Annotated in this window: 22 protein-coding genes; 1 reads left to right on the top strand and 21 read right to left on the bottom strand. The window is 50.7% G+C overall.

The window, feature by feature from the left end:
- Positions 1-100: 100 nt before the first annotated feature.
- Positions 101-802 carry a hypothetical protein gene (locus tag KG631_RS05730; protein ID WP_213996461.1) on the top strand — a complete coding sequence of 234 codons (702 nt, stop codon included), beginning with the start codon at positions 101-103 and terminating at the stop codon, positions 800-802.
- 107 nt (positions 803-909) lie between these two features.
- Here KG631_RS05730 and KG631_RS05725 read toward each other — a convergent pair whose 3' ends face one another.
- The 21 genes from KG631_RS05725 to trmJ form a co-directional block, all read right to left on the bottom strand.
- Entirely contained in the window at positions 910-4,041 is a 3,132-nt protein-coding gene (locus KG631_RS05725; protein WP_213996459.1) for an efflux RND transporter permease subunit, read from the bottom strand.
- A gap of 3 nt (positions 4,042-4,044) precedes the next feature.
- Positions 4,045-5,187, bottom strand: coding sequence for an efflux RND transporter periplasmic adaptor subunit (locus tag KG631_RS05720; RefSeq protein WP_213996454.1), 1,143 nt, complete (start codon positions 5,185-5,187; stop codon positions 4,045-4,047).
- A gap of 144 nt (positions 5,188-5,331) precedes the next feature.
- Entirely contained in the window at positions 5,332-7,593 is a 2,262-nt protein-coding gene (locus KG631_RS05715; RefSeq protein WP_213996450.1) for an arginine/lysine/ornithine decarboxylase, read from the bottom strand.
- Between the two features lie 16 nt (positions 7,594-7,609).
- On the bottom strand, positions 7,610-9,094 hold the full coding sequence (gene der / locus KG631_RS05710) for a ribosome biogenesis GTPase Der (RefSeq protein WP_213996448.1): 1,485 nt from the start codon (positions 9,092-9,094) through the stop codon (positions 7,610-7,612).
- A gap of 72 nt (positions 9,095-9,166) precedes the next feature.
- Complete coding sequence (bamB, locus tag KG631_RS05705) at positions 9,167-10,342, bottom strand: outer membrane protein assembly factor BamB (RefSeq protein ID WP_213996440.1); 1,176 nt, start codon at positions 10,340-10,342, stop codon at positions 9,167-9,169.
- Between the two features lie 12 nt (positions 10,343-10,354).
- The gene (locus KG631_RS05700) at positions 10,355-10,984 is read right to left on the bottom strand and encodes a tetratricopeptide repeat protein (RefSeq protein ID WP_213996433.1); all 630 of its coding nucleotides are present in this window, start codon (positions 10,982-10,984) and stop codon (positions 10,355-10,357) included.
- Between the two features lie 106 nt (positions 10,985-11,090).
- On the bottom strand, positions 11,091-12,365 hold the full coding sequence (hisS, locus tag KG631_RS05695; RefSeq protein WP_213996429.1) for a histidine--tRNA ligase: 1,275 nt from the start codon (positions 12,363-12,365) through the stop codon (positions 11,091-11,093).
- A gap of 76 nt (positions 12,366-12,441) precedes the next feature.
- Positions 12,442-13,554, bottom strand: a complete 1,113-nt coding sequence (ispG, locus tag KG631_RS05690) for a flavodoxin-dependent (E)-4-hydroxy-3-methylbut-2-enyl-diphosphate synthase (RefSeq protein ID WP_213996423.1) — start codon at positions 13,552-13,554, stop codon at positions 12,442-12,444.
- 2 nt (positions 13,555-13,556) lie between these two features.
- Entirely contained in the window at positions 13,557-14,486 is a 930-nt protein-coding gene (locus tag KG631_RS05685) for a RodZ domain-containing protein (protein ID WP_213996422.1), read from the bottom strand.
- Positions 14,483-16,525: a type IV pilus biogenesis/stability protein PilW gene (gene pilW / locus KG631_RS05680; RefSeq protein ID WP_301003632.1), complete on the bottom strand. Its 2,043-nt coding sequence runs from the start codon at positions 16,523-16,525 to the stop codon at positions 14,483-14,485. The genes KG631_RS05685 and pilW overlap by 4 nt, the downstream gene beginning before the upstream one ends.
- A 21-nt stretch (positions 16,526-16,546) precedes the next feature.
- Positions 16,547-17,674: a bifunctional tRNA (adenosine(37)-C2)-methyltransferase TrmG/ribosomal RNA large subunit methyltransferase RlmN gene (locus KG631_RS05675; protein WP_213996418.1), complete on the bottom strand. Its 1,128-nt coding sequence runs from the start codon at positions 17,672-17,674 to the stop codon at positions 16,547-16,549.
- Positions 17,675-17,791: 117 nt separating this feature from the next.
- Positions 17,792-18,223, bottom strand: a complete 432-nt coding sequence (gene ndk, locus KG631_RS05670; RefSeq protein ID WP_213996416.1) for a nucleoside-diphosphate kinase — start codon at positions 18,221-18,223, stop codon at positions 17,792-17,794.
- Positions 18,224-18,314: 91 nt separating this feature from the next.
- A complete protein-coding gene (gene fdx / locus KG631_RS05665; RefSeq protein WP_213996413.1) occupies positions 18,315-18,653 on the bottom strand; it encodes an ISC system 2Fe-2S type ferredoxin in 339 nt (112 codons plus the stop codon).
- 2 nt (positions 18,654-18,655) lie between these two features.
- Positions 18,656-20,512 (bottom strand): Fe-S protein assembly chaperone HscA, encoded by a 1,857-nt coding sequence (gene hscA, locus KG631_RS05660; RefSeq protein ID WP_213996411.1) that lies wholly within the window; start codon positions 20,510-20,512, stop codon positions 18,656-18,658.
- Positions 20,513-20,520: 8 nt separating this feature from the next.
- Complete coding sequence (gene hscB, locus KG631_RS05655; RefSeq protein WP_213996410.1) at positions 20,521-21,045, bottom strand: co-chaperone HscB; 525 nt, start codon at positions 21,043-21,045, stop codon at positions 20,521-20,523.
- Positions 21,046-21,075: 30 nt separating this feature from the next.
- Positions 21,076-21,399 (bottom strand): iron-sulfur cluster assembly protein IscA, encoded by a 324-nt coding sequence (iscA, locus tag KG631_RS05650; protein WP_213996406.1) that lies wholly within the window; start codon positions 21,397-21,399, stop codon positions 21,076-21,078.
- A 6-nt stretch (positions 21,400-21,405) separates the two neighbouring features.
- Positions 21,406-21,789, bottom strand: coding sequence for a Fe-S cluster assembly scaffold IscU (gene iscU, locus KG631_RS05645; RefSeq protein WP_019675682.1), 384 nt, complete (start codon positions 21,787-21,789; stop codon positions 21,406-21,408).
- A gap of 29 nt (positions 21,790-21,818) precedes the next feature.
- Positions 21,819-23,033 (bottom strand): IscS subfamily cysteine desulfurase, encoded by a 1,215-nt coding sequence (locus KG631_RS05640; protein WP_213996404.1) that lies wholly within the window; start codon positions 23,031-23,033, stop codon positions 21,819-21,821.
- Positions 23,034-23,052: 19 nt separating this feature from the next.
- A complete protein-coding gene (gene iscR, locus KG631_RS05635) occupies positions 23,053-23,535 on the bottom strand; it encodes a Fe-S cluster assembly transcriptional regulator IscR (protein ID WP_046555617.1) in 483 nt (160 codons plus the stop codon).
- 101 nt (positions 23,536-23,636) lie between these two features.
- On the bottom strand, positions 23,637-24,446 hold the full coding sequence (cysE, locus tag KG631_RS05630) for a serine O-acetyltransferase (protein ID WP_301003631.1): 810 nt from the start codon (positions 24,444-24,446) through the stop codon (positions 23,637-23,639).
- Positions 24,447-24,450: 4 nt separating this feature from the next.
- Positions 24,451-25,200, bottom strand: coding sequence for a tRNA (cytosine(32)/uridine(32)-2'-O)-methyltransferase TrmJ (trmJ, locus tag KG631_RS05625; RefSeq protein ID WP_301003630.1), 750 nt, complete (start codon positions 25,198-25,200; stop codon positions 24,451-24,453).
- Positions 25,201-25,380 lie beyond the last annotated feature (180 nt).

Genomic DNA, 25,380 nt, shown 5'->3' with positions numbered 1-25,380 from the left:
TTTATTGAGAATAATATTTAGTCATTGAACCGACCACACCAAATGTTCACATAAATTTTTCTGTCTGCTAAAGTAAGCTAAAGCAAAAAAGGAACACAATATGAAATATTGGCCAGCATTGGTAGTAGCCACGGGCATTGCTACTATTGGTTACTTTAGCCTGTTTAGCGGGCGCTTGACCGATACTACAGCCCCGTCAAATCACTCAGGTGCTATGAGTGCCGGTAGCGCATTAACGCAGCAGCAAGCGCCTACACAGCGTAACGCCGGCAGACCGCAAGATACTACCACTCCGAAATTAGCAATCAGCAATGGTGCCAGCACCATCATCGCTAACGACAGCAACAATGAACTCACTTCAGCAGCAGACGAACCAGACTTAAACCAACAAGCACAGCGCTTTGCCGCTGCTGCCCTGGCAAATGGCTACTTTAACGTGGATGAAGTTGATGCCATGCTGTTAAGCGACAACTTCGATGAGCTGGCTGGTTACTTAACCTATCAGCATGATGATGATATTCAGGTGCGGTTAGATGTGGAGCAGCAGCTGGCGAATGCGTTTAACAACGGCGCGGTGATTAATAATATTAATTGCGGTAGTTATATCTGTTTGTTGTCAATTGACGCCGGTAACAACGACGATATTGAATCTATTGTTAATAAAGCGATTAGCTCAGATGACAAAGTTAAAACCGTGGTCTATCGCTCAGTGGTTATCAATGGCCAGGAACAACTCAGAGCCGTATTCTCGTACAACGACAAAATTAATGCAGTAGTGATCCCGCAAAGCACCGGCAGTTAATGGCTCTGGCCTGCTGTTGACTCAGTGCAGCGCTCATTATTTTACTGGTTCACTTTATGTCAGTTCAGGCTTTGCAGTCAGCAGACCACAAAGCCTGAACTGGAGCATTACCCGACTTCGCTGGCCTCTGCCTGCTGTTTTAATAAAGCTTTTGCTCTGCGACGCCGGAACGGGCTCTTAATATCTTCCAGGATCAGGTAGAAGCAAGGCACCAGGATCAAGGTAATTAAGGTGGCAAACAGCACCGCAAAACTCAGCGATATTGCCATTGGTATAACAAACTGAGCTTGCAGGCTGGTTTCAAACATTATTGGCACCAAACCAAAGAAGGTGGTCAGTGATGTCAGCAAGATAGCCCTGAACCGCATACTGCCGGCAGAAATAATACTTTCTCGTAATGTTAAACCTCTGTCGCGGGCCTGATTAACATAATCGGTAAACACCAGACTGTCGTTAATCACTACCCCGGCTGCGGCAATCATGCCGAAGAAAGAGAACAGCGACAGGTCAAAGCCAAGGAAGAAATGCGCCCATAACGCCCCTGTCATGCCAAACGGGATCACCGACATAATAATCACCGGCTGACTATAGCTTTTCAACGGAATAGCCAGCAGGATATAAACCAACAGCAAGCCGGCCACCATATACAGCATCATCTGGTTGCGTTGTTTTTGCTGTTCCTCTATCTGACCACCCAGCTCCGATTTAACCCCGGGAAAACGCTCCAGTAAATCAGGCATGATATCAGTTCTTACCAGCTTGACGACTTCAGACGTTGTCACCTGCTCCTGATCAACACTGGCTTCAATCCGCACGTTTCTGAAGCCTGCCTCGCGGTTAATCCGGGAAATTCCCGGTAACTCGGCAATCTGGGCGACATCACCGAGCATCACATACTCACCGGTTGGTAGTTTCAGACGGGTGTGCTGCAGTGATGCTACCTGCTGCCGATGTTCTTTCGGATAACGGACCATTACCCGCACTTCATCACCGTCGCGGATCATCCGTTGTGCTTCAATGCCATAAAAACTATGGCCAACCTGCTGCGCCAGCCAGGTCGAGGTTAAGCCCAACTGATGGGCCAATGGCTTCAGTTCCAGGTTAAGCTCTTTGCTGCCTGAATCGATGCTGGAGCCTAAGTCATAAACGCCCGGTATATTGCTTAATTCGCTGATTAACGCATGGCCAGCAGCATTTAACTGCTCAATATCGGTACCAAACAACCGATAACCCAGTTCCCGTTGTTCACCACCACTGAATAAATCGTCCCTGACCTGAATAGTGCGCACCCCGGCCAGTTCAGGTAAGCTTTCCCGCCAGCGGCGGCCCAGCTCAAAGGCACCAATAGGCCGCTCTTCTTCATCAACCAGGGTGACTAATACAGCGCCACTGGTCTGATTGTTCAGCCAGGCCATCACATGTTTAACCATCGGTTTGCCGGTTTGCTCCAGTACAATGGCATCTTGCTGGTAGACAATTTGCTCCAGCTGCTGCAAAATCGCCAGGCTTTGCTGCTCTGAAGCATTTTGATGCATTTCGAAGCGGATTTCCGGATAGTCATGCGGTACGGGCGGAGTCATTACTGTTCGGATATGGTTGGCAGATATTAAGCCAAAACCACTGAGCAGGATGCCAAAAAAAACGCCGAAAGTAACGTAGCGATGCGCCATACAAGCTTGCAAAAACGGCTGATAACGACGCTCTATAAACCCCTGAAAACGCTTGTTAAACCGCATACGCCAGCCATTCTCTGGCACCGGTTTTAACTTAGTATGAGCCAAATGCGCCGGCAATATCAGTTTTGATTCAACCAGACTGAAAAACAAACAGCACACTACCACAATAGAAATAACTTTAAATTCATTGGCTTCTATACTGTTGCCCAGCATAAAGGGCGCAAATACCGCCATAGTGGTCAACACGCCAAAAGTGGCCGGAGTAGCAACCCGTTGTGCACCGCGGATGATATTATCAATACTGTGGCCTTGCAGCTCAGTTTCGTGATACGCACTTTCGCCTATAACGATGGCGTCATCAACCACGATGCCCAGCACCATAATAAACGCAAACAGGCTGATGATATTGATCGTGACGCCGGCGAACGGCATAAGCCAGATGGCGCCCAGAAAGGCTATAGGTAAGCCCAGCATTACCCAGAAGGCAACTTTAAAACGTAAAAACAGCATCAGCATTAAGAACACTAAGACCGCGCCCTGCAGCAGATTGCTCCACATCATATTAAGCCGGCCATTCAGGTAGTAGGTCATATCTACCAGACTGTGTAGCTGATAATCACCCTGTAATTGTTTGTTTTTAAACTCAACATACTGTTTTACGCTGGCCGCCACATCAGGCAACGACTGCGTTGCTGAAGCTTTTACGTTCATAAAGGCTGCAGGCTTACCGTCGTAGCGCATATAGTTAATGCGCTCTTCAAAACCATCATAAATATTGGCAATATCACCCAGCCGGATTTGTTCACCCTGCGGTCCGGTTATAATAGGTAGCACAGCAAATTCATCGGCCCGGTAAGCGCGTTGCTCAGAGCGGATAGTGATCATGCCAGCGTCAGAACGGATCATCCCGGCAGACACATTGTCAGAATGCTGGGCTATCGCCCTGCTGATATCCTGTAAACTGATGTTATAACGCTCAAGCGTGGCAGGCTCAATTTCAATGCCTATTTCCCAGGCCGGCATCGCATCAAAATCAACGAAACTGATATTCTCCAGTTGCAGCAATTCGTTCTTTATCTGCCGCCCCATCGCTTTTAATGCCAATTGATCCTGAGTCCCGGTCAGCACCAGGTTAACCGCATCCTGGCGCCACTCTACCTGATAAATGGTTAACGGCTCCATCGCACTGGGAAAAGTACTGATGGCATCCATTTTCAGTTTTACCTGATCCAGGCGGGAGGAAATGTCGGTACCAGGTACCAGCTCAATACTGACCCGGCCACCACCACGCCAGGCATTACTACGATAACGCTTAATGCCTTCAATATCGGTCAGAGCTTCTTCTATTTTAATCAGAATGCCTTCTTCAATTTCCTGCGGTGCGGCGCCGCGAAAAGTGGCATTTACATGGATATAATTGACTTCCACCGATGGAAACATCTGGCGTTGCATAGTGGCATAGGTAACCAGCCCCATGATGACGATAAACACCATCAGCAAATTAGCGGCAACACTGTTACGGGCAAACCAGGCAATAATGCCTTTATCAGGATTATAGGGCATGATTTACTCCGCTTTTACCAGCTCACTGTCACTTTGGGTAGTACGCACCGCCATCCCCGCTTGCGGGAAATTGGGTACTGTTAAAATAAGCTGCTGGCCATCGGTTAAGCCCGCTTTGACATAAGCAAATTTACCGGTCTGGCGGACAACCTCGACTTCTTGCTGAACCATGGTCATATCCGGTTGCAATAACCAGACTTTACCATTGGATAACGCATCTTGCGGGATGGTGTAGACGTTATCTTCAACCCGGCCGGTCAGACGCACTTCCACATACTGGCCAAAACGGATAACCGGCTGCTCACTGCGTACCGCATAAGGGTCGTCCAGTTGCACTACCAAATGGCTCATTCTGGTCTGGCTGTTTACCAGGCCCAAATCACGTACTACTTGAGCATCACGAATAAAGTGCTCAGTTTTCAATTGGGCCGGAATACCTGCACGTTCTGCGGGTAAATAAGCCAGATCAAAGCTGGCCACCGGGACATAAAGCTCTGCCTGTTCCACGCTGTATAGCTGGCCGAGCGCTGTACCGGAACTGACCACCTGCCCTAAGCCAATGTTGCGGTTTACCACCAGGGCATCATAAGGGGCGGTAATGCGGGTACGTTCTAAGTCGCGTTGGGCTTTCTGCAGGCCCGCCTGAGCCGATTTTAATGCCGCTTCTGCACTGAGCAGCTGAGGCTGGCGTAATGCTAAAGCAGTAATTTGATCCCGGGATAAATGTTGTAATTCCCGCTCAGCCACCCGGGCCTGTGCCTGCTCCTGAGACAGCGCCGATTCGGCACTGGCGACAGCAGCCTGCGCACTGAGTAAGGCAACCTGATAATCAGCATCATCCAGCTGCACCAGTACCGTGCCTTTGGTAATAACACCTCCGGCAATAAAGTTCGGATCTAAAGCGATAACCCGCCCCGACACTTCCGGCGTTAAGGTAGTTTGTTCTTTGGGCTTTACTTCCGCCCAGAGTTGCAGCTCGAAACGATGAGGCTGTGCCTGCAATTGTTGCGTAACAACCAGTGGAGCCAGCGAGCCTGACTTATCTTTTTGCAGTGGTGGGGTAGCGGTAGCCTGTATCGCAATAAATACCACAATGGCCAACCCAAATACGCCTGCTGCAAACAATCCCTTTTGCCACGTTTTCATTAATCCGCTCCATCACTGTTACTAAGCATCTAACATAGCAAAAGGACGCTAAAAAGACAGCAACAAACTGTTAGCAAATATGAACTGAGGTAGCTGCAATAGGTAGGGATTGGCTTGTTTTAACTGGCCAATCCCCTTATCAGGTTAAGGATACTCTTTTACCACATCAATAAAGTACTGACTCTCACCAGCGATAGTTTCCCGCACCAGACCATGCACATCGGTCTCAAAACCCGGGAACTGGCCATTAAAGGCGCGGGTAAACTTCAGATAGTTAATAATGGTGGCGTTAAAGCGCTCGCCCGGCACCATTAGCGGAATCCCCGGTGGGTATGGCGTCACTAACATCGCAGTTACCCGGCCGGCAATATCATCTATCGACACCCGTTCAATTTCGCGATGGGCCATTTTGGCCCAGGCATCGGCCGGGGTCATCGCGGTTTCAATAGTCGACAGGTACATCTCAGTGGTCACTTTGGCCACGTCAAACTGGCGGTAGATATTGTGAATTTGCTGACATAAATCGCGCAAGCCCACTTTCTCATACCGCGGATGCTTGGCGACAAACTCCGGCATCACCCGCCACATCGGCAGGTTTTGGTCATAGTCGTCTTTAAACTGCTGTAGTTCGGTTACCATTGAATTCCAGCGGCCCTTAGTAATGCCAATGGTAAACATGATAAAGAACGAGTACAGGCCGGTTTTCTCAATGATAATACCGTGCTCAGCCAGATATTTACTGACAATAGTGGCCGGAATACCCTGCTCATCAAACTGGCCCAGCATATTCAGGCCTGGGGTAATAATGGTGGCTTTAATCGGGTCGAGAATATTAAAGCCCGACTCTATTGGCCCGAAACCATGCCAGCTGTCAGTGGCATGCAGTACCCAGTTATCCCGCTCACCAATCCCCTCTTCCGGTAAGTGCTCGGGGCCCCATACTTTAAACCACCAGTCGTCATCGCCGAATTCGGCATCCACTTTGCGCATGGCGCGGCGAAAATCGATAGCCTCCAGCAGGCTTTCTTCTACCAGAGAGGTACCGCCCGGTGCTTCCATCATTGCTGCGGCAACATCGCAACTGGCAATAATCGCATACTGCGGGCTGGTTGAGCTGTGCATTAAATACGACTCGTTAAAGCGGTGGGTATCTAAATTCCGGTTGGTGGCGTTTTGTACCAGAATTTGTGATGCCTGGGATAAACCCGCCAGCAGCTTATGAGTAGACTGAGTAGCGAAAACCAGGGTTTCATCCGAGCGTGGCCGGTCTTTACCGATAGCGTGCATATTTTTATAGAAATCGTGGAAACTGGCATGCGGCAGCCAGGCTTCGTCAAAATGCAGGGTGTCGATGGTTGAGCCCAACTGCTGCTTAATCTCTTCCACGTTATACAAAATACCGTCATAAGTACTTTGGGTAATGGTTAAAATACGCGGTTTTTTATTTTTAGCATTGCGGGCGAAAGGGTTCGCTTCAATTTTCTTGGCAATGGCCTCAGGGGAAAACTCGGCTTTAGGAATAGGACCGATAATGCCGTAATGGTTGCGGGTTGGCATTAAAAATACCGGTATTGCCCCGGTCATAATAATCGAGTGCAGTATCGACTTATGGCAGTTACGGTCCACCACCACAATATCACCCGGCGCCACGACTGAATGCCAGACCATTTTATTCGAGGTAGAGGTACCATTGGTCACAAAAAACAAATGATCAGCATTAAATATACGGGCGGCGTTTTGCTCACTTTGCGCCACCGGGCCGGTATGGTCCAGCAACTGGCCTAACTCGTCTACCGAATTACAGACATCAGCCCGCAGCATGTTCTCGCCAAAGAACTGGTGAAACATCTGACCAACCGGGCTTTTCAGAAAAGCCACGCCACCGGAGTGGCCCGGACAGTGCCAGGAATAGGAGCCGTCAGAAGCGTAATCCATTAAGGCATTAAAAAACGGCGGAGCTAACGCATCCAGGTACTTTTGTGCTTCGCGGATAATATGGCGGGCGACAAACTCCGGCGTATCTTCAAACATATGAATAAAGCCGTGCAGCTCGCGCAGTACATCATTCGGAATATGGCGGCTGGTGCGGGTTTCACCGTATAGAAAAATCGGAATATCAGCGTTACGCTTGCGTACCTCTTTAACAAAAGCCCGCAGCTCCGTCAGCGCCGTATTCACATCAGCATCGCTGCCGCTACCAAACTCTTCATCGTCTATCGATAGAATAAAGCATGAGGCACGGCTGGCTTGCTGGGCAAAGGCGGTTAAATCGACATAGCTGGTATAGCCAACCACCTCAAAACCATGGCTGCCGATAGCCTGGGCCAAATCACGAATGCCCGAACCTGAAATATTTTCTGAACGGAAATCTTCATCGATAACAATAACCGGAAAACGAAATTTCATCAGTTAATCCTTGCTGTTAATCTTTTTTCGCCACTTTCTGGCGCGCTTTCATTAGCCGCTCACGCTTGTACTTCTGCAGCGCAGTTTCGGTGTTTTTCTTGGTCGGGGTAAAGGGGTTTTCACCTTCCCGGAATTCCACCCGCACCGGCGTGCCCATCATTTGCAGCGCTTTGCGATAGTAGTTCATTAAGTAACGTTTGTAAGAGTCAGGTAAGTCTTTTACCTGGTTACCATGTATGACAATAATAGGCGGGTTATAACCACCGGCATGGGCGTATTTCAATTTTACCCGCCGGCCATGCACCATCGGCGGCTGGTGATCTTCCTGGGCCATTTTCATAATCCGGGTAAGTAACGAGGTACTAACCCGTTTTGTGGCCGAGTCAAAGGCTTCTTCTACCGACTCAAATAAGTTACCGACACCCGAGCCATGTAAAGCTGAAATAAAATGCAGACGAGCGAAGTCAATAAAGCCCAGCCGACGGTCCAGCTCGCGCTTTACTTCATCTTTAATACCGTCATTCAGGCCGTCCCATTTATTAACCGCGATAACTAACGAACGGCCGGCATTTAACGCAAAGCCCAGAATGCTTAGGTCCTGATCGGAAATGCCCTGGCGTGCATCCAGCACCAGCAACACCACGTTGGCCTCTTCAATGGCCTGCAGGGTTTTAATCACCGAGAATTTTTCGACCATGTCATCAATTTTGCCACGACGGCGCACGCCGGCCGTGTCAATCAGGGTGTAATTGCGCTCATTGCGCTGCATCGGAATAAAAACCGAGTCGCGGGTGGTACCGGGCATATCGAAAACCACTACCCGCTCTTCGCCTAATATCCGGTTGGTCAGGGTTGATTTACCGACATTCGGCCGGCCAACAATCGCCAGTTTTATATGCTCACTACGCAGCCGCGCAGCTTCCGCATCGGCCTCTTCTTCTGTCAGGGTTTCCAGCGCCGGGCCGGCATCGGCTTCGGCGTCATCATCGGCCTCTGCCTGCACGCTGTCGGCCAGAAATGGCAACAACGCATGTTGCAACAACGATGACACCCCGCGGCCATGGGCCGCCGCTATCGGATAGACTTCACCGATACCCAGGCTGTAAAAGTCTGCCACAGCGCTGTCGGCATCCAGGCCGTCGGTTTTATTGGCCACCAGAAACACGGGCTTTTCCACCCGGCGAATATGCTCGGCAATGGCACTGTCGCCCACGGTCGCGCCAGCCCGGGCGTCAACCATAAATAACACCACATCGGCCTCAGCAATGGCTTTTAATGACTGCTCTGCCATTTCCACTTCTATGCCTTGCTCATTGCCGTCGATACCGCCGGTATCCACCACAATAAACTCCATGCCCTCAAAGTTGACCGAGCCATACTTGCGGTCCCGGGTTAAGCCGGGAAAGTCTGCAACCAGAGCGTCCCGGGTGCGGGTTAAACGATTAAACAGCGTGGATTTGCCAACATTGGCGCGCCCCACCAGGGCCACTACAGGTAACATTCAGTCAACCTCAGAAATAAGAAAACAGGCCCAATCAGGCCTGTTCCTTCAGTTATATGCCTAGAGTACCGGTTAAGGTACTTGTAATAAGACTAGCTCACCATTGCGGCTTGTCACTAATATATAGTCGTCGTTTGCCACAGCTTCACGGTAAAAACCCGAGCCGTCCAAACTTTGCCGGGCAACGAATTCGCCACTATCCCGGTTCAGCCAGTGCAGGTTACCTTTATTGTCACCCACCACCAGATAATCTTTATAAACGGTTGGTCCGGTTAAAAAGTGGCGTTGTAAGCCTTGCTGGCCCCACAGTTCACTACCGTTGCGCCGGTCAACAGCATAAATACCACCCGTCGAATCGACCAGATATAAAATGTTGCCCGCCACAACCATATTGCGGAAACTGGCATAATCGCGTTTCCATAACTGGCGGCCACTGCGCAGCTCCATCGCTACCAGTTCACCGTTATAGGCAATAGTATATAAGGTACCGGCGACTACAATTGGCTTGGCATCAACATCGACCAACCGGGATAAATCGGTACTCCCCTGTGGGGAAGCAATAGCTTCTTCCCAGGCCTGATAACCACGATCAGCAATTAACACGCCCACCCGGCCAGTGCCGCTACCATAGATAACCCCACCCGCTTCGATCACCGGCTCACTGACCCCACGAATGGTCAGAGCAGGCTGCTCATCGTCAAATGTCCAGCGTTGCTCACCAGTTTCCGGATCCAGCGCAATCAGCGTACCAGCAGTTGTCGCAACGACCAGCAAACCTTCACCAACTGCCGGGCTTGCAATAACTTCACCTTTGACCGGTACCCGCCATAATAACGCGCCGGTTTCAGCATTCAGCGCAAATACTTCACCATCTTCAGTGCCCAGGTACAAGGTATTGTTGTTAAAGGTTACGCCACCGGCAATCCGGGCGCTATCACCACTAAACCGGGCCAGCAAAGATGTCTCACCTTCATTGCGTAAGTCAAAGCTCCATAAGGTGCGGCCGTTAACCAGGTTTTTAGCCACCACAATGCCATCGCGGCTGGCGGCATAAACTTTGTCTGCAACAATGACCGGCTTTAAGCCTGACTCATAATGCGCCACGCCCTTGCCCACTTTGCTCTGCCAGACTTTTTTCGGGTTGATGCTATTTTGCACATCTGGCAAAACCAGTTTTTCTTTACTGGAGCAAGCAGTTAACGCCAGAGCCACCACAACGGCCGCTGTTATATTTCCGAATAATTTCACGCCTACCCCTTGTTAACTGGCTGTAATATGTGCCAACTCATCCAGTTTTACCTGTAATAATGGCCGGGCTTGTTCGCTACTGGCTAACGCCTGCTGATACGCTGCTTTCGCTTGAGCCAACTCGCCCGTTAGCTGCAGAACGTCGCCTCTTAATTCAGCTTGCTGGCCAATAAAGCTTTCCGGCACCGGCAGCTGCAAGGTAGCCAGGGCGTCAGCATAGTTACCTTGCTCGCGCTGAACCCGCGCCAGCCGTAACTGAGCAATAGCTTGTACCGGAGTATCTTTTGCGTTATTCATCACCCAGCTTAAGTGCTCTGCCGCAACCGCCAGCTGCTGGCTGTCAATTGCTTCGCGGGCAGCAAGTAAGGCAGCAAATACTGCGTAGCTGGTGTCACCCTGTGCATCGATAAAGCCCTTGGCGCTGGCTAACCAGTCGCTGCCCTCTGTTTGCTGCTGTTCCAGTAGCTGGCTATACTCGGCTGAAATTTGTTCTGCCTGACTGCGTTGCTCTGCCTGAAAATAGCGCCAGCCGTACAGACCCGCCAAACCGATAACCACACCACCCAAAATCGCTTTGCCATAATCATTCCAAAAGCGTTTAATGGCTTCAACCTGTTGTTCTTCGCTACTGTAAATTTCCAATGTTACTACTCCGTAATATCCTGCTTATCTGCCTGAGTACCGGCCGGCTTACCTTTATTGTGGCTGTTCACAACCGATACTATTTACTGTTTGTTGAGCTGTTTTGCTATAGAACGCTGGCCAGAAATCGCGGTAGCTCTGCTAACGCCAGCATTTGTTGGGGTTTATCCTGACGTAGCCACTTCAGCGTTATTTCGCCCCGTTCCAGTTCGTCTGCGCCCAGAATTAACCCCAGTTCAGCACCTGATTTATCGGCCCGTTTCATCTGTTTTTTCAAGTTGCCACCACCGCAGTGCAAGATAACACGTTTTGGCGCCAACTCGCTACGCAGCTGTTCGGCAATAGCAATGGCTGCAAGTTCCGCCGCTTCACCCATTGGCATAATATAAATGTCAGCAGTCGCCTCAGGCAAGCTAACCAGCTGCAGGGTTTGCAGCAATAACACCAGCCGTTCCATCCCCAGCGCAAAACCCACTGCCGGGGTGGCTTTGCCGCCCAGTTGCTCCACTAAACCATCGTAACGGCCACCGGCACATACGGTGCCCTGAGCTCCCAGTTCAGTAGTCACCCACTCAAAAACGGTTTTGTTATAGTAATCAAGGCCACGTACCAGGGTCGGGTTTACCGTGTAGGCAATGCCGGCAGCGTCCAGCCGGCGTTTTAGCTGGCTGAAATGTTCTGCCGAATCAGCATCCAAATAGTCACTTAACTGTGGTGCAGCCGCTAATACCTCAGCCAATGCCGGGTTCTTGCTGTCGAGCACCCGCAACGGGTTGCTGTACATCCGGCGCAAACTGTCTTCGTCTAACTGAGACTTGTGCTGCTCCAGATAGGCTACCAGTGCATCGCGGTAAATTGCCCGGGCTTCGTTTGAGCCCAGCGAATTTAATTGCAAACTGACAAAAGGAGCCAGCCCCAGTTGCTGCCACAAATTCGCTGTCAGCATTATGACTTCAGCATCAATATCGCTGCTGGCAATGCCAAACGCTTCCAGACCGAACTGATGAAACTGACGATAACGGCCTTTTTGTGGTCGCTCATGCCGGAACATTGGCCCCATATACCACAGCCGTTGTTCCTGATTATATAACAGGCCATGCTCGTTGCCTGCCCGCACACAGCAGGCAGTGCCTTCTGGTCGCAGGGTCAGGCTGTCACCATTGCGATCGGCAAAGGTATACATTTCTTTTTCAACGATATCAGTTACTTCACCAATGGAACGCTTAAACAGTTCGGTCATTTCGACGATAGGAAAGCGAATTTCGCTATAGCCAAAGCGCGTTACGGTACTGCGCAATACCTGCTCCAGATGCTGCCATAGTGGCGTATCCTGCGGCAGGCAGTCGTTCATGCCGCGTATAGCCTGAATATTTTTTGCCAAAATTAAAGTCTCACTACCATGCTAAAAAACGGCTGATTATAAGAGGTGTTGGTAATAACACCAAGCCGCACACATTTTAATCCAGTTGTTTTATGCCAATCAGCTGCTCACGTGCCACCAGATACTGCCGCACCTGCTGCTCCAGTTGCTCAGCAATGTTGTTATTGTCCAGCCGCAGCTTCTGGCGCTGGCCATTTAAATAGAAACCACTTTTGCGGTTAGCGCCAGCTACTCCTAAATCAGAAATAAGCGCCTCGCCCGGGCCATTCACCACACAACCAATTACCGATACCGTTAAGGGCTCGACGATATCTTCCAGCCGTTGTTCCAGCTCATTCATGGTTTTGATCACATCAAATTCCTGACGCGAACAGCTGGGGCAGGCAATAAAGTTAATGCCGCGCTGCCGAATACGCAGCGACTTAAGAATATCAAATGCCACTTTGACTTCTTCTACCGGATCAGCCGCCAGCGAAATGCGCAACGTATCGCCGATGCCTTCTGCCAGCAGCATACCCAACCCGATAGCGGATTTAACGGCACCGGCGCGGGCACCACCGGCTTCAGTAATGCCTAAATGCAGCGGTTGTTTAATTTGTTTGGCCAGCAAGCGGTAAGCGCCTACCGCCAGAAACACATCTGAGGCCTTAACACTGACTTTAAACTGATCAAAGTTAAGCCGGTCCAGAATATCAACATGGCGCATTGCCGATTCCACTAACGCTTCCGGAGTTGGCTCGGTATATTTTTCCTGAATATCGGCCTCTAATGACCCGCCATTGACACCAATCCGGATCGGAATATTGTGATCACGGGCACAGTCGACTACCGCGCGGATCCGGTCTTCCCGGCCAATATTACCCGGGTTAATTCGCAGACAATCTGCACCATATTCGGCTACTTTTAACGCAATCCGGTAGTCAAAATGAATGTCGGCCACCAGCGGAATGGTTGCCTGCTGTTTAATTAGCTTAAAGGCTTCAGCCGCTTCCATCGTAGGCACCGATACCCTGACCAGGTCAGCACCGGCATCAGCAATAGCCTGAATTTGGGCCAGCGTTGCAGTGACATCCGTGGTGCGGGTGTTGGTCATCGATTGCACCGCAATCGGAGCGTCGCCACCAATGGCAACACTACCTACATGAATTTGGGTACTCGGGCGTCGGGTAATTGGATTGTCAGCAAACATGATTAGTCGGGTTCCGCCAGGGTAAATTTGGCCACTCTGCCTGCCGGCAGCGATGACATATCAAAGGGTTGGTTATTCAGGGTAATGCGCACCACACTGGGGTTGCCCAAGGTGACGACAAAGGGGGCTTTGCCATTTACGGTCATTTGGTAACCTGCTTCTTTGGTGCCATAGGCAATACGGTTGCCGTCAGCATCAAGCACATCTATCCAGCAACTGTCCTGGAATTCCATGGTAATAATGTCAGGCTGAGGTGAGCTATCTGCTTCTGCTGCAATCTGGCTGGCCAGCTCTGGCATGGATTCTGCTGCAACGAAATCAGGCAGGCTGACAGGCGCTGGTTCAGCGTTTGCACTGGGGCTAACTACGTCGCTGTCAGCAGTTGCAGCTGGTTGGATATTTTCCGTATTGTCGGCAGGCCCGCTGCTATCAATAGCTCCTGATACTGCGGTACCATTGTCAAGCTGCTCAACCGCAACAGAGTCCTGCGGCACTGCTGCAGCGTCAGGGCCGGTGCTTGTCGTTTGCCACCACCATAACACCAGCATCAATACCAGAATAAAACCTATAGCATAGGTTAACCACATAAAGCGGTTTTCAGTTGCCTGTAACTCTGCGCGATTTGAAAAAGTCCGCATCGGCTTCGCCGGGTCGCCGTTGCCTGCATTTTGCTGTTCGAACGCGCTCAGCACCTGCTGCTCGGGAAGTTTAACCAGCCGGGCGTACGCCCGCAGATAACCACGGACAAAGGTAACCAGCATGGAACTGTCCAGTTGGTCAGCTTCGATTTGTTGCACCAGATTAACCCGCAAATTTAATTGCAATGCGACTTCCGCTACGCTGAGTTTGCGGTGCTCTCTGGCCTGTCGCAGCAATTGACCGGCGGTCAGTTCTGCTGATTCTGATAACTCCGTTGGTTCAGTGGTTGTCATGGTTCAATACGGGCCGGGTCGACAACCAGCACCTGCTGGCCCACCTGCAACTTACTTTGCTCGGTCAGGTCATTCCAGGCCATAAAGCGCTCCAGCCGGATATTATAGCGATAGGAAATGCCAAACATGGTTTCACCGGCGGCCACCTGATGGTAAGGCTCAGCGGCATCAATGGGCTCATTGTACTCTGTAAGTCTGGCAACCGTTTGCGGTTGCTGTAACTGCTCTTCGTCAACTTCAGTTAACCAGATCCGCTGGCCGGTTTTAATGACTGACTCCGGGGTCAGCTGGTTCCACTGCATCAGCCTGGCCAGCCTGATGTTATGCACCACCGAAATGGCATACAGTGATTCCCCCTCTTGTACCACATGAAAGGTTGCCGGCTCGTCACTCAGTTCTGAGGCTGTTGCCACTTGCTCAGCCTGCGGTTCAGATTGAGCCGCAGGCTGGCTTACTGCAGCAACCTCAACCAGGCTTTCACCTTCAGTCTCTGCCTGAATCTCATTTGGATTTATAGTTTCACGGGCAGTTGCGGCAGAGTCAGCCTCACCTGTTGGCGAAGTTGTAGCGGGTTCTGTTAATACTGTTTCGGCCGGCAGACTTACCGGCGGCGTCGCTGCTAAAATAAGCTGGCTGGCTGCGTCCTGCTCAGCCTGCTGCTCTGCGGCTTGTTGCTGTGCTGGCTGGTCTGGCTGCTTATCTGCTGCCTGTTGCTTTGGAGCGAGTTGTTCAGCTAACTGTTCCTCTTCTAGTTGCCTGGCCGCCAATGCATCAGCTGCTGCCTGTTGCTCTTCTAATTCTCTGGCCGCCAATGCGTCGTCTGCGGCTTGTTGCTCCGCTGCCTGCTGCTCAGCAAGTTGGCTGGCAGCCAGTGCTTCGGCCGCAGCCTGCCGTTCTGCAGCTTGCTGCTCTGCCTGTTGTCGCTGTGCAAGAACTGCCGCTTCGTCTTGTGTCGGTAACTGGCTGCCTGCCAGAGCACCGGCAATGGCCTGACTGCTTACCGAACTGGCACTCGTTGCCGCTCCCGTTGTTATTTGCTGCGCACTATCTGTTACCTGTTGGCCGACCTGGGGTAAGGTCTGCGCAGACGGGTCTGGCTCATTAGCTACCGGCTCCGCCGTTTTTCGCCTGACAACTTTTAATTTTGGGTTTGCAACCGGTGCGCTTGGCGCTACCTCTGTTGCCGAACGGTCTGGCAGCACAATATTGGCCATCAGGCTCAATTTATACTGCTCACGTAATTGTTCAAACTCGCTTTCCAGCAACCGTTGCTGCAATAGTAAGCGGGCTTCCGGCGTATCGATATATAACGTCAGCAATAATTGCTCAGCGTGTTTCATGGTGCTGACATCGCCCTGCTTTTCTGCCACCAGGTAATTTAACAAGGTGCTGCGCGCTGACACGCGGCCCAAACGCTGAATCTTTTGCAGTGACGCCTTGGCGCCAACATTATCGCCCATCGCATAATTGAGCGCAGCTAAATTAATCAGTGAACTGATGCGGGTAGCATTATGTGATACTGAAGATTCAAGAAAGGTTTTGGCTTTGGTAAAGCCATGCTGGTCCAGCTGACACAGCGCCAGGTTTTCATAGCTCTCTGCTACCCGGATATACCCAGGCCGCGAAATCGCTTTTAACAGTAGCTCTTCCGCTTCATCATATTTGCCAACCTGACACAAAAAAGCGCCATAGTTGTTGTAAGCGTCAGCGTTGTCGCTGTCTTTATTGAGCGCCTGCTTGTAGGCTTCTTCTGCCTGAACCTGCTCGCCAACACTCTGATAGTAAAACGCCAGGGCGTTATACACTTCAGGCAAATCTGGCGCAAACGCTTTGGCGCGCTCTAAATTGTATTTAGCCTGGGTGGTATCACCCCGGCGCAAATAATTTAAACCCAGAGAAATTCGGGTACGGGCAGCTTCAGTATTATCAAGCGTACGCTCACCAACCTGACGGTCAGAGCCGACATAACTGCTTTGAGATACACACGCTGTCAGGGTTAACGACACACAGAGTGCAAGCCCTACCGAAAATTTCTGCATTACCACTGGTCATCCCTTGGGTTACGGCAGCGTTTTAACCAGAATAGGCTGGCCTTTCTGCTGCTTCTTTATCAATCTCTTGGTTCGATCAATCACATCGCCTACCAGCTGGCCACAGGCGGCATCGATATCATCGCCCCGCGTCTTCCGTACCATAACAGTAAAACCGTGTTGTTGTAACACCTTGTTAAAACGGTCAATCCGAGAATTGCTCGACCTTTTATAGGGTGAACCAGGATACGGATTAAAGGGGATAAGATTAATCTTTGCCGGCGTATCTTGCAATGCCTGCGCTAACTCATGCGCCTGTTCCATACTGTCGTTGATGCCGTCGAGCATAACATACTCTACTGTGACCTTATCATTGGCCTTAGAGTTCTCGACATAACGACGCGAAGCCGCTAAAAACTGCTCCATCGGATATTTTTTATTGACCGGCACCAGCTCATCCCGCAGGGCATTATTTGGTGCATGTAAGGAGATAGCCAATGCCACATCAATCCGCTCGCGTAATAAATCCAGCGCCGGCACGACGCCAGAAGTACTTAAAGTCACCCGGCGTTTTGATAAGCCAAAACCGTAATCTTCCAGCATCAGTTCCATTGCCGGTACCACATTGTTCAGGTTTAACAACGGCTCACCCATGCCCATCATTACCACATTAGTAACAGGCTTTTCGCCGGTATCACCGTAACTGCCAATAATCTGAGCCACCCGCCACACCTGACCGATAATTTCACTGACACTGAGATTGCGGTTAAAACCCTGCTGCGCGGTAGAACAAAACGTACAGTCCAGCGCACAGCCCACCTGGGAAGATACACACAAGGTGCGCCGGTCTTTTTCCGGGATCCAGACAGTTTCCACTTCCTGCCCACCGGCAAGGCCCATCACAAACTTAATAGTGCCATCACTGCTGTCCTGGCGGGTTACCACGACAGGCGCGGCAATAACGGCAAGTGTTTTTAACTTGTCGCGCAATGTTTTATTGATATTGGTCATTTTGTCGAAGTCATCAACGCAGAAATGGTAAATCCATTTCATCACCTGATCGGCCCGAAATGGTTTTTCACCCAACGACACAAAGAATTCCTGCATTTGCGCACGGGTAAAATCTAACAAATTTACCTGGTTTACCGGCTTGTTCATACCCTGATGACTCCTGCTGACACCTATCAATAACTCACTGTTACTACTTAATTCTGGCTCTTACTAAGACAGAAAAGGGGCTAACGCCCCCTTCCCTTCAGCCAACACATATCCGAATTAACGGGTACGGCTGCACAGCTCAGCTTCAGTGAAAAAGAAGGCAATTTCACGGGCGGCAGATGCTGCTGCATCAGAGCCATGTACCGCGTTTTCATCAATACTGTCAGCGTAATCTGCGCGTAAAGTGCCGGCTAAGGCATCTTTCGGGTTGGTCGCACCCATTATTTCACGGTTTTTCCGTACAGCATCTTCACCCTCTAACACCTGAACCATAACCGGGCCTGACGTCATAAAGCTTACCAGCGCTTTGAAGAACGGACGCTCTTTGTGCTCGCCATAAAAACCTTCAGCTTGCTCCTGGCTTAAGTGTAGCATTTTAGAGGCGACAATCTTAAGGCCGGCAGATTCGAAACGGTGATAAATAGCACCGATCAGGTTCTTGGCTACTGCATCAGGTTTGATGATTGAAAAAGTACGTTCTAAGGCCATGTCAGGCTCCTGTCATTAAAGGGTTAAAATTTTAAGGCGGCAAATTATACGCTAATTGCCAGAAAAAACCTACAGTGGCAGATATGCCAGACTAGTGGCCTTCACTAACCATATTGACGGTATATTTCGGGATTTCTACCACCAAATCCTCATCGGCAATCCGGGCCTGACAGCCCAAGCGTGATTCCGGCTCCAGCCCCCAGGCTTTATCCAGCATGTCGTCTTCCAGCTCATCACTTTCGTTCAGTGAATAAAAGCCTTCGCGGACAATGACATGGCAGGTAGTACAGGCGCAGGATTTTTCACAGGCATGCTCAATGGCGATGCCATTTTTTAGCGCTACATCCAGCACAGTGTCGCCGGTATTGGCATCCAGCGCTGCGCCTTGCGGGCACAATTCAGCATGGGGTAAAAATACAATCTTTGGCATAATTAAACCTCGTCAACTTTATGGCCCTGCAGGGCCTGCCGGATTGATTTATCCATTCGCCGGGCAGCAAAGTCATCTGTTAAAGTATTGGTATGTTCGATAGCGGCTTTAATTGCTGCCGTGTCGTCCTGCTGTCGCACTTGCGCTAAGGTGGCCAGTGCCGATTTGATTTCTGCAAGCTCCTGAGGATCCAGCAGCACGCCGTCCTGTGCCAGTGCTGCGCCAACCGCTTCCAACACCCGATCTGCTTCCACCTGTTGCTCACGCAATAAACGCTGTTGCATATCCTGACGGGCATGCTGCATTGAACCGCTGATCATCGCTGCCACCTGATCGTCAGTCAAACCATAGGACGGCTTAACCTGAATACCTGCAGCAACACCGGTTGATTTTTCTTCAGCACTGACATTCAGCAGGCCATCGGCATCAACCTGAAAAGTCACCTTAATATGGGCACCACCAGCAGGCATTGGCGGAATACCACGCAATTCAAAACGGGCCAGCGAGCGGCAGTCTTCAACCAGTTCGCGCTCGCCTTGCAGCACATGAATGGCCATGGCAGTCTGGCCGTCTTTAAAGGTAGTAAATTCCTGCGCCCTGGCGACCGGAATAACGGTATTACGCGGAATAACCTTTTCAGTAAGGCCGCCCATGGTTTCCAGGCCCAATGACAACGGTATAACATCTAACAGCAATGTTTCGTGCTCAGCTTTATTGCCTACCAGCACATTGGCCTGGATAGCTGCACCCAGCGCGACCACTTTATCGGGGTCAATCGAGGTTAACGGTTCAGTAGCAAAAAACTGGCCGACCAGGCTGCGTACTAAAGGCACCCGGGTAGAACCACCAACCATCACCACTTTTGCAACTTCATCAGGTGTTAAATCAGCATCACGCAACACCTGACGGCAACTGCGAATGGTTTTTTTAACCAGTGCACCACCCAATTGTTCAAACTCAGCCCGGCTGAGCGTGCCTGATAGCTTCTGCTCATCAGCGATAAAGGAATAATCAGCTGTATCGTTGTCGGTTAACTGCTCTTTCAGCTTACGGGCTGCCGTTAAATATTGGCGCCGGCCAGTATGGCTTAACTGATGCTGGCCACTTTGCTGCTGTAACCAACCGACAATAGCCTGGTCGAAATCATCGCCGCCCAATGCAGAGTCACCGCCGGTTGCCAGTACTTCAAACACGCCACGCTTTAACCGTAATATAGAAATATCAAAGGTGCCACCACCTAAATCGTAAACGGCAATCACCCCTTCCTGGCCGGAATCAAGGCCATAGGCCAGGGCAGCAGCCGTCGGTTCGTTTAGTAAGCGCAGCACATTTAAACCGGCCAGCCTGGCGGCATCTTTCGTGGCCTGACGCTGAGCATCATCAAAATACGCTGGCACGGTAATTACCACGCCATTTAACTCGCCGCCCAGGACCTGACTGGCCGTATCGGCCAGGGTAGCCAGAATTTCAGCTGATACTTCAACCGGGTTTTTTACCCCTGCACGGGTTGCCACGGCAGCCAGGCCGCCCTGGTCAACGAGCTGATAAGGCAGTAGCTCGGCCAGCGGCTGGGTTTCAGCATAGCCTTTACCCATCAGCCGCTTAATAGAAAAAATAGTATTGCTGGCATCAGCCGCGGCGGCGGCGACAGCGTCTTGTCCTACCTCTGTTTTATCCGGGCCGTACCGCACTACTGAGGGGATCATGTCATTGCCTGCAGCGTTGTGCAGGGTGTTAGCCTGGCCGCTGCGCACCGCTGCAACCAATGAATTAGTAGTACCTAAATCGATACCGGCAGCCAGTTTATGGTGATGGGGCGCAGCACTCTGGCCCGGCTCTGCAATCTGTAATAACGCCATAGCTTAGTTTAGTCTTGTAATTGCTGTTCAATTAACTCCAGCTCGTGCTGCAGTTTAAAGAAAAATTTGAGTTTACGCACCAGTTCCGCAGCCTGTTGGTTCTGCTCAGCCGTATTGGCCTCAAGTGCTGCGGCCAGTTGTTTCAACAATACCTTGCGTTGCTGCTGCAATTGTTGCTCTACCGCCATAATGGCGTCATCCGGATCTTCACTTGTGCTGATTTCTTCCAGCTGTTCCCGCAACTCCATTTGCTGCATTAAAAACACGGGATCGGTGAAGCTGCGCTGTTCATGGCTGATTTTCAGGCCACGTAACGCCAGCAAATGTTCAGCCCGCAGCAAGGGTTGCTTCAGGCTGTGGTAGGCATCGTTAATATTGGCGGTTTGCTGCACCGACATTAAACGGTCACGATTGGAGGCGGCGGCATAATTGTCGGGATGAAATTTGCGTTGTAACGCCAGATAGCGCGAACCGAGTTCAGTTAAATCCAGCTCGAAAGTCGCCGGCAAATCAAACAACTGAAAATAATTCATCTAATATCGGCCTTACAGCAGTCGGAAAAATTAAACGGTAAAGCTTTCGCCGCAGCCACATTCGCCATTAACGTTCGGATTCTTAAACTGAAAACCTTCATTCAGGCCTTCTTTGACAAAATCCAGCTGGGTACCGTCGATATACACCAGGCTTTTACCGTCGACAATAAGTTTAAGACCATGCTCTTCAAACACCTGATCATCAGCGTTCAGCTCATCGACGAACTCCAGCACATAGGCCAGGCCGGAACAACCGGTGGTTTTAACGCCCACTCTTAAACCCAGGCCTTTACCGCGGTTTTGCAGAAAGTTACGCACTCTTTCAGCTGCCGCTGTGGTCATCGATATGGCCATACCGCGTTAACCTCCGCGCTTTTGCTTATAATCGGCAATTGCCGCTTTGATGGCATCTTCCGCCAGAATAGAGCAGTGAATTTTCACTGGTGGCAGCGCAAGTTCGTGGGCGATATCCGTATTTTTAATTTGCTGGGCTTCGTCCAGGCTTTTGCCTTTTACCCACTCGGTCACCAGCGAGCTGGACGCGATGGCACTGCCACAACCGTAAGTTTTAAACTTGGCATCTTCAATAATGCCCTGCTCATTAACTTTAATTTGCAGTTTCATCACGTCACCACAGGCCGGCGCGCCGACCATACCCGTGGCGATGCTTGGGTCATCTTTGGCGAAAGAACCCACGTTCCGTGGATTTTCATAATGATCGATTACTTTATTGCTGTAAGCCATGATTGTTACCTCGTTGGGCCGGACTGCGCTTAGTGCGCAACCCATGCCACTGTGTTTAAATCAATACCGTCTTTGAACATGTCCCATAGCGGCGACATTTCACGTAATTTATCAATCGCCTGATGGACAATTTTTATCGTGTGGTCAATTTGTTCTTCCGTGGTAAAACGGCCGATACTGAACCGGATAGAGCTATGTGCCAGCTCATCATTTAATCCCAGCGCCCGTAATACATAAGAGGGTTCTAAGCTTGCTGACGTACAGGCTGAACCCGATGATACGGCGATATCTTTTAATGCCATGATCAACGATTCACCTTCAACGAAATTAAAGCTGATATTGGTAATGCCCGGCACACGCGGTGCGCCACCGCCATTTAGATACACTTGCTCAATATCTTTAATGCCATCCCACAGGCGATCACGCAAGGCGGTGATCCGCTCACGCTCAGCAGCCATTTCTTCTTTGGCTAACCGGAATGCTTCGCCCATAGCGGCAATCTGATGTGGTGCCAGAGTCCCTGAACGCATGCCGCGTTCATGGCCGCCACCATGAGTTTGTGCTTCTAAACGGATCCGCGGTTTACGCCGCACATACAATGCACCAATGCCTTTCGGACCATAAGTTTTGTGACCGGAGAACGACATTAAATCGACTTTCAGGCTCTGTAAATCAATGTCTACCTTACCGGTGGCCTGGGCCGCATCGACGTGAAATACAATACCTTTGCTGCGACACAGTTCACCAATAGCGGCAATATCCTGAATTACCCCAATTTCATTATTGACGAACATAATGCTAACCACTGAAGTTTCAGGGCGCATGGCGGCTTCCAGCTTGGCCAGATCAACCAGGCCGGTGCTTTCCACGTCAAGGTAAGTCACTTCGAAACCTTCACGCTCCAACTGGCGCATGGTATCGAGAACCGCTTTATGTTCGGTTTTGGCGGTAATTAAATGCTTGCCCTTTTTCTTGTAGAACTGGGCGGCGCCTTTAATGGCCAGATTGTTTGATTCAGTGGCACCAGAGGTAAACACAATTTCCCGTGGATCAGCGTTCACCAGTTCAGCTATCTGACTGCGGGCAATTTCCACTGACTCTTCTGCCTGCCAGCCGAAACGGTGCGAACGGGACGCAGGATTACCAAATTCGCCATCCATAGTCAGATATTGCATCATTTTTTCGGCCACACGCGGGTCAACCGGGGTGGTAGCCGCATAATCCAGATAAATAGGTAGCTTCATTGTTGGCTCCGTAATGCGTTTACAACTGGCAACTGACTTTAATGTCAGTTGCAGGATTCTTTACATTGCGACTGTTTTGCCGCTGGGCAATGTTTTGCACATCTTGCTGACTGACCAGCGCAGCCAGGCTGATATTAGTTAAAAAGTCTTCTATCCGGTGGCTTAAATCGTGCCACAGAGTGTGGGTTAAACATTTAGCACCACTCTGACAATCAGATTTACCCTGGCAGCGTGTCGCATCCACTGATTCATCAACCGCAGCAATCACCGCTGAAATTGAAATGGCTTCAGGTGCCAGCCCCAGCTGGTAACCGCCGCCCGGGCCGCGCACGCTGCTGACTAAACCTTGTTTACGCAAGCGGGCGAATAATTGTTCAAGATAAGATAACGAAATACCCTGGCGCTCAGAAATATCGGCCAGCGGCACCGGACCCTGCCCTGCGTGCAGCGCCACATCCAACATGGCAGTGACAGCATAGCGACCTTTCGAGGTTAATCTCATAACACGCTCCCTGACTTCATGGCGGCTATTGTACAATCCTGACTATTTTAGTCAAGTATATATCCTACCAGTATAGTCAGGTATTCACTGCACTGACGGAATTAAATGCCAGGATCAAAGGCATCCACTTCTTTCCGCCGCTGTTCAGCCGCTTGCTGCTCTGCCCGTTTAAAATCTTCTTCTGGCAAATCTAACTCCGGCATTTCAGCACAAACGTTACCGCCCAGGCTGTTGACGCTGCTGCACAGCTCCGCCACTTTATTATCTAGCAGATGGATGTGGTCGAGCAAAGTACCGATAGCGCTGGCCACCGGATCCGGATTTTCTGCTGACACTGCATAAGCATCAAACCCAAATTTCTTCGCCAGATGCTGGCGCTGCTCGCTGACTTCTGCCGCCACCTTGGCAACAATCCGGCCCGGAATACCCACCACGGTCGCACCTGCCGGCACATCACGCACCACCACGGCATTAGAACCGATGCGCGCATTTTCGCCCACCTGCAGTGGCCCCAGTACTTTAGCGCCAGCACCAATGACCACGCCATTGCCCAGGGTAGGATGGCGTTTACCCGGATTCCAGCTGGTGCCGCCTAAGGTAACACCATGATACAACGTGCAATCGTCACCTATTTCGGCCGTTTCGCCAATAACCACGCCCATGCCATGGTCAATAAAAAAACGGCGGCCAATTTTAGCGCCCGGATGAATTTCCACCCCAGTCAGCCAGCGGGCAATGGTACTTAAAAAGCGAGCCAGCCACTTAAAATTAGCCTGCCACAGCCTGTGGTTAAGCCGGTGCCACCAGATCGCATGCAGCCCCGGATAATTAGTAAGAACCTCGAACGTACTGCGCGCCGCCGGATCGCGGTCGAAAACGCTTTTTATATCTTCTCTGATACCCGCAAACATCGCCTTACTCCTTGTGAGTATTGCCATCTACTTTTTCAAGCCGCTGCATCGAGGTTAAAATGCCGCGCAAAATATTGTACTCGGCTTCTTCCGGCCGGGCCCGGTTAAACAGCCGTTTCAATTTCGTCATCACAACCCCGGGATGCTGCTTAATGATAAAACCGGTGTGCTGCAACGCCGCTTCCAGATGCTGATAAAAATTTTCCATTTGCGCTGAGCTTGGATAATTAACAAGCTCTGCTTCGGTAGCGATCGGCGCACTGGCCAGGTAGGCCATCCGCAACTCGTAACAGACAATTTGCACCGCCATTGCCAGATTCAGCGAGCTGTACTGCGGATTAGCGGCAATACAGACATGGTAATTACACAACTGCAGCTCTTCATTGCTAAGGCCGCTGGACTCACGGCCAAACACTACGGCTACCGGCTTATTACTATGAGCTATGGCTAACTCGGCGCATTCGCGTGGCTCCAGCATCGGCCAGCTTAGGGTGCGGGAGCGGGCACTACTGCCAACGACCAGGGCACAATCGGCGACCGCCTCTGCCAGGGTGTCATAGGTGGTGGCGCCGGCCAGAATTTCGCTGGCGCCGGCGGCCAGGGCATAGGCCTGACCATCCGGTGCGGTTTTTGGGGCGACCAGGCACAACTGGCTTAAACCCATGGTTTTCATCGCCCGGGCTACCGAGCCAATATTACCGGTATGGGTGGTACCAACCAGCACTACTTTAATATTGTCTAGCGCAGACGACATATTATTGTCCATAGCTGAAAACCTGATAACGCTTGCTAAAAAGGCAGGCATTCTAGCATAGGCCCTGGCAATTGTTGATTGAAATTTAGCAGTCTGGCCATCTAAATATGCCCGACAGCAACTGTCGATAATCACTGCAATTCATTGACTGCTTTGCTAAACTAACGCCACTTCCAACAA

Origin of the sequence: Arsukibacterium sp., assembly GCF_018402695.1 — a bacterium.
Taxonomy (GTDB): Bacteria; Pseudomonadota; Gammaproteobacteria; order Enterobacterales; family Alteromonadaceae; genus Alishewanella.
Note: the sequence above shows the minus strand (reverse complement) of the source record. Positions and strands in the feature narration are given on the sequence as shown.

Bases quoted from the DNA above. Each gene is read 5' to 3' on its own strand.
- der (WP_213996448.1), bottom strand. From the start codon at position 9,094: ATGTTACCTGTAGTGGCCCTGGTGGGGCGCGCCAATGTTGGCAAATCC.
- fdx (WP_213996413.1), bottom strand. From the start codon at position 18,653: ATGCCAAAGATTGTATTTTTACCCCATGCTGAATTGTGCCCGCAAGGC.
- hscA (WP_213996411.1), bottom strand. From the start codon at position 20,512: ATGGCGTTATTACAGATTGCAGAGCCGGGCCAGAGTGCTGCGCCCCAT.
- KG631_RS05675 (WP_213996418.1), bottom strand. From the start codon at position 17,674: ATGAACAAGCCGGTAAACCAGGTAAATTTGTTAGATTTTACCCGTGCG.
- KG631_RS05685 (WP_213996422.1), bottom strand. From the start codon at position 14,486: ATGACAACCACTGAACCAACGGAGTTATCAGAATCAGCAGAACTGACC.
- iscR (WP_046555617.1), bottom strand. From the start codon at position 23,535: ATGAGATTAACCTCGAAAGGTCGCTATGCTGTCACTGCCATGTTGGAT.
- ndk (WP_213996416.1), bottom strand. From the start codon at position 18,223: ATGGCCTTAGAACGTACTTTTTCAATCATCAAACCTGATGCAGTAGCC.
- iscU (WP_019675682.1), bottom strand. From the start codon at position 21,789: ATGGCTTACAGCAATAAAGTAATCGATCATTATGAAAATCCACGGAAC.
- KG631_RS05640 (WP_213996404.1), bottom strand. From the start codon at position 23,033: ATGAAGCTACCTATTTATCTGGATTATGCGGCTACCACCCCGGTTGAC.
- KG631_RS05720 (WP_213996454.1), bottom strand. From the start codon at position 5,187: ATGAAAACGTGGCAAAAGGGATTGTTTGCAGCAGGCGTATTTGGGTTG.
- KG631_RS05730 (WP_213996461.1), top strand. From the start codon at position 101: ATGAAATATTGGCCAGCATTGGTAGTAGCCACGGGCATTGCTACTATT.
- trmJ (WP_301003630.1), bottom strand. From the start codon at position 25,200: ATGTCGTCTGCGCTAGACAATATTAAAGTAGTGCTGGTTGGTACCACC.
- KG631_RS05715 (WP_213996450.1), bottom strand. From the start codon at position 7,593: ATGAAATTTCGTTTTCCGGTTATTGTTATCGATGAAGATTTCCGTTCA.
- pilW (WP_301003632.1), bottom strand. From the start codon at position 16,525: ATGCAGAAATTTTCGGTAGGGCTTGCACTCTGTGTGTCGTTAACCCTG.
- ispG (WP_213996423.1), bottom strand. From the start codon at position 13,554: ATGTTTGCTGACAATCCAATTACCCGACGCCCGAGTACCCAAATTCAT.
- iscA (WP_213996406.1), bottom strand. From the start codon at position 21,399: ATGGCCATATCGATGACCACAGCGGCAGCTGAAAGAGTGCGTAACTTT.
- hscB (WP_213996410.1), bottom strand. From the start codon at position 21,045: ATGAATTATTTTCAGTTGTTTGATTTGCCGGCGACTTTCGAGCTGGAT.
- KG631_RS05725 (WP_213996459.1), bottom strand. From the start codon at position 4,041: ATGCCCTATAATCCTGATAAAGGCATTATTGCCTGGTTTGCCCGTAAC.
- cysE (WP_301003631.1), bottom strand. From the start codon at position 24,446: ATGTTTGCGGGTATCAGAGAAGATATAAAAAGCGTTTTCGACCGCGAT.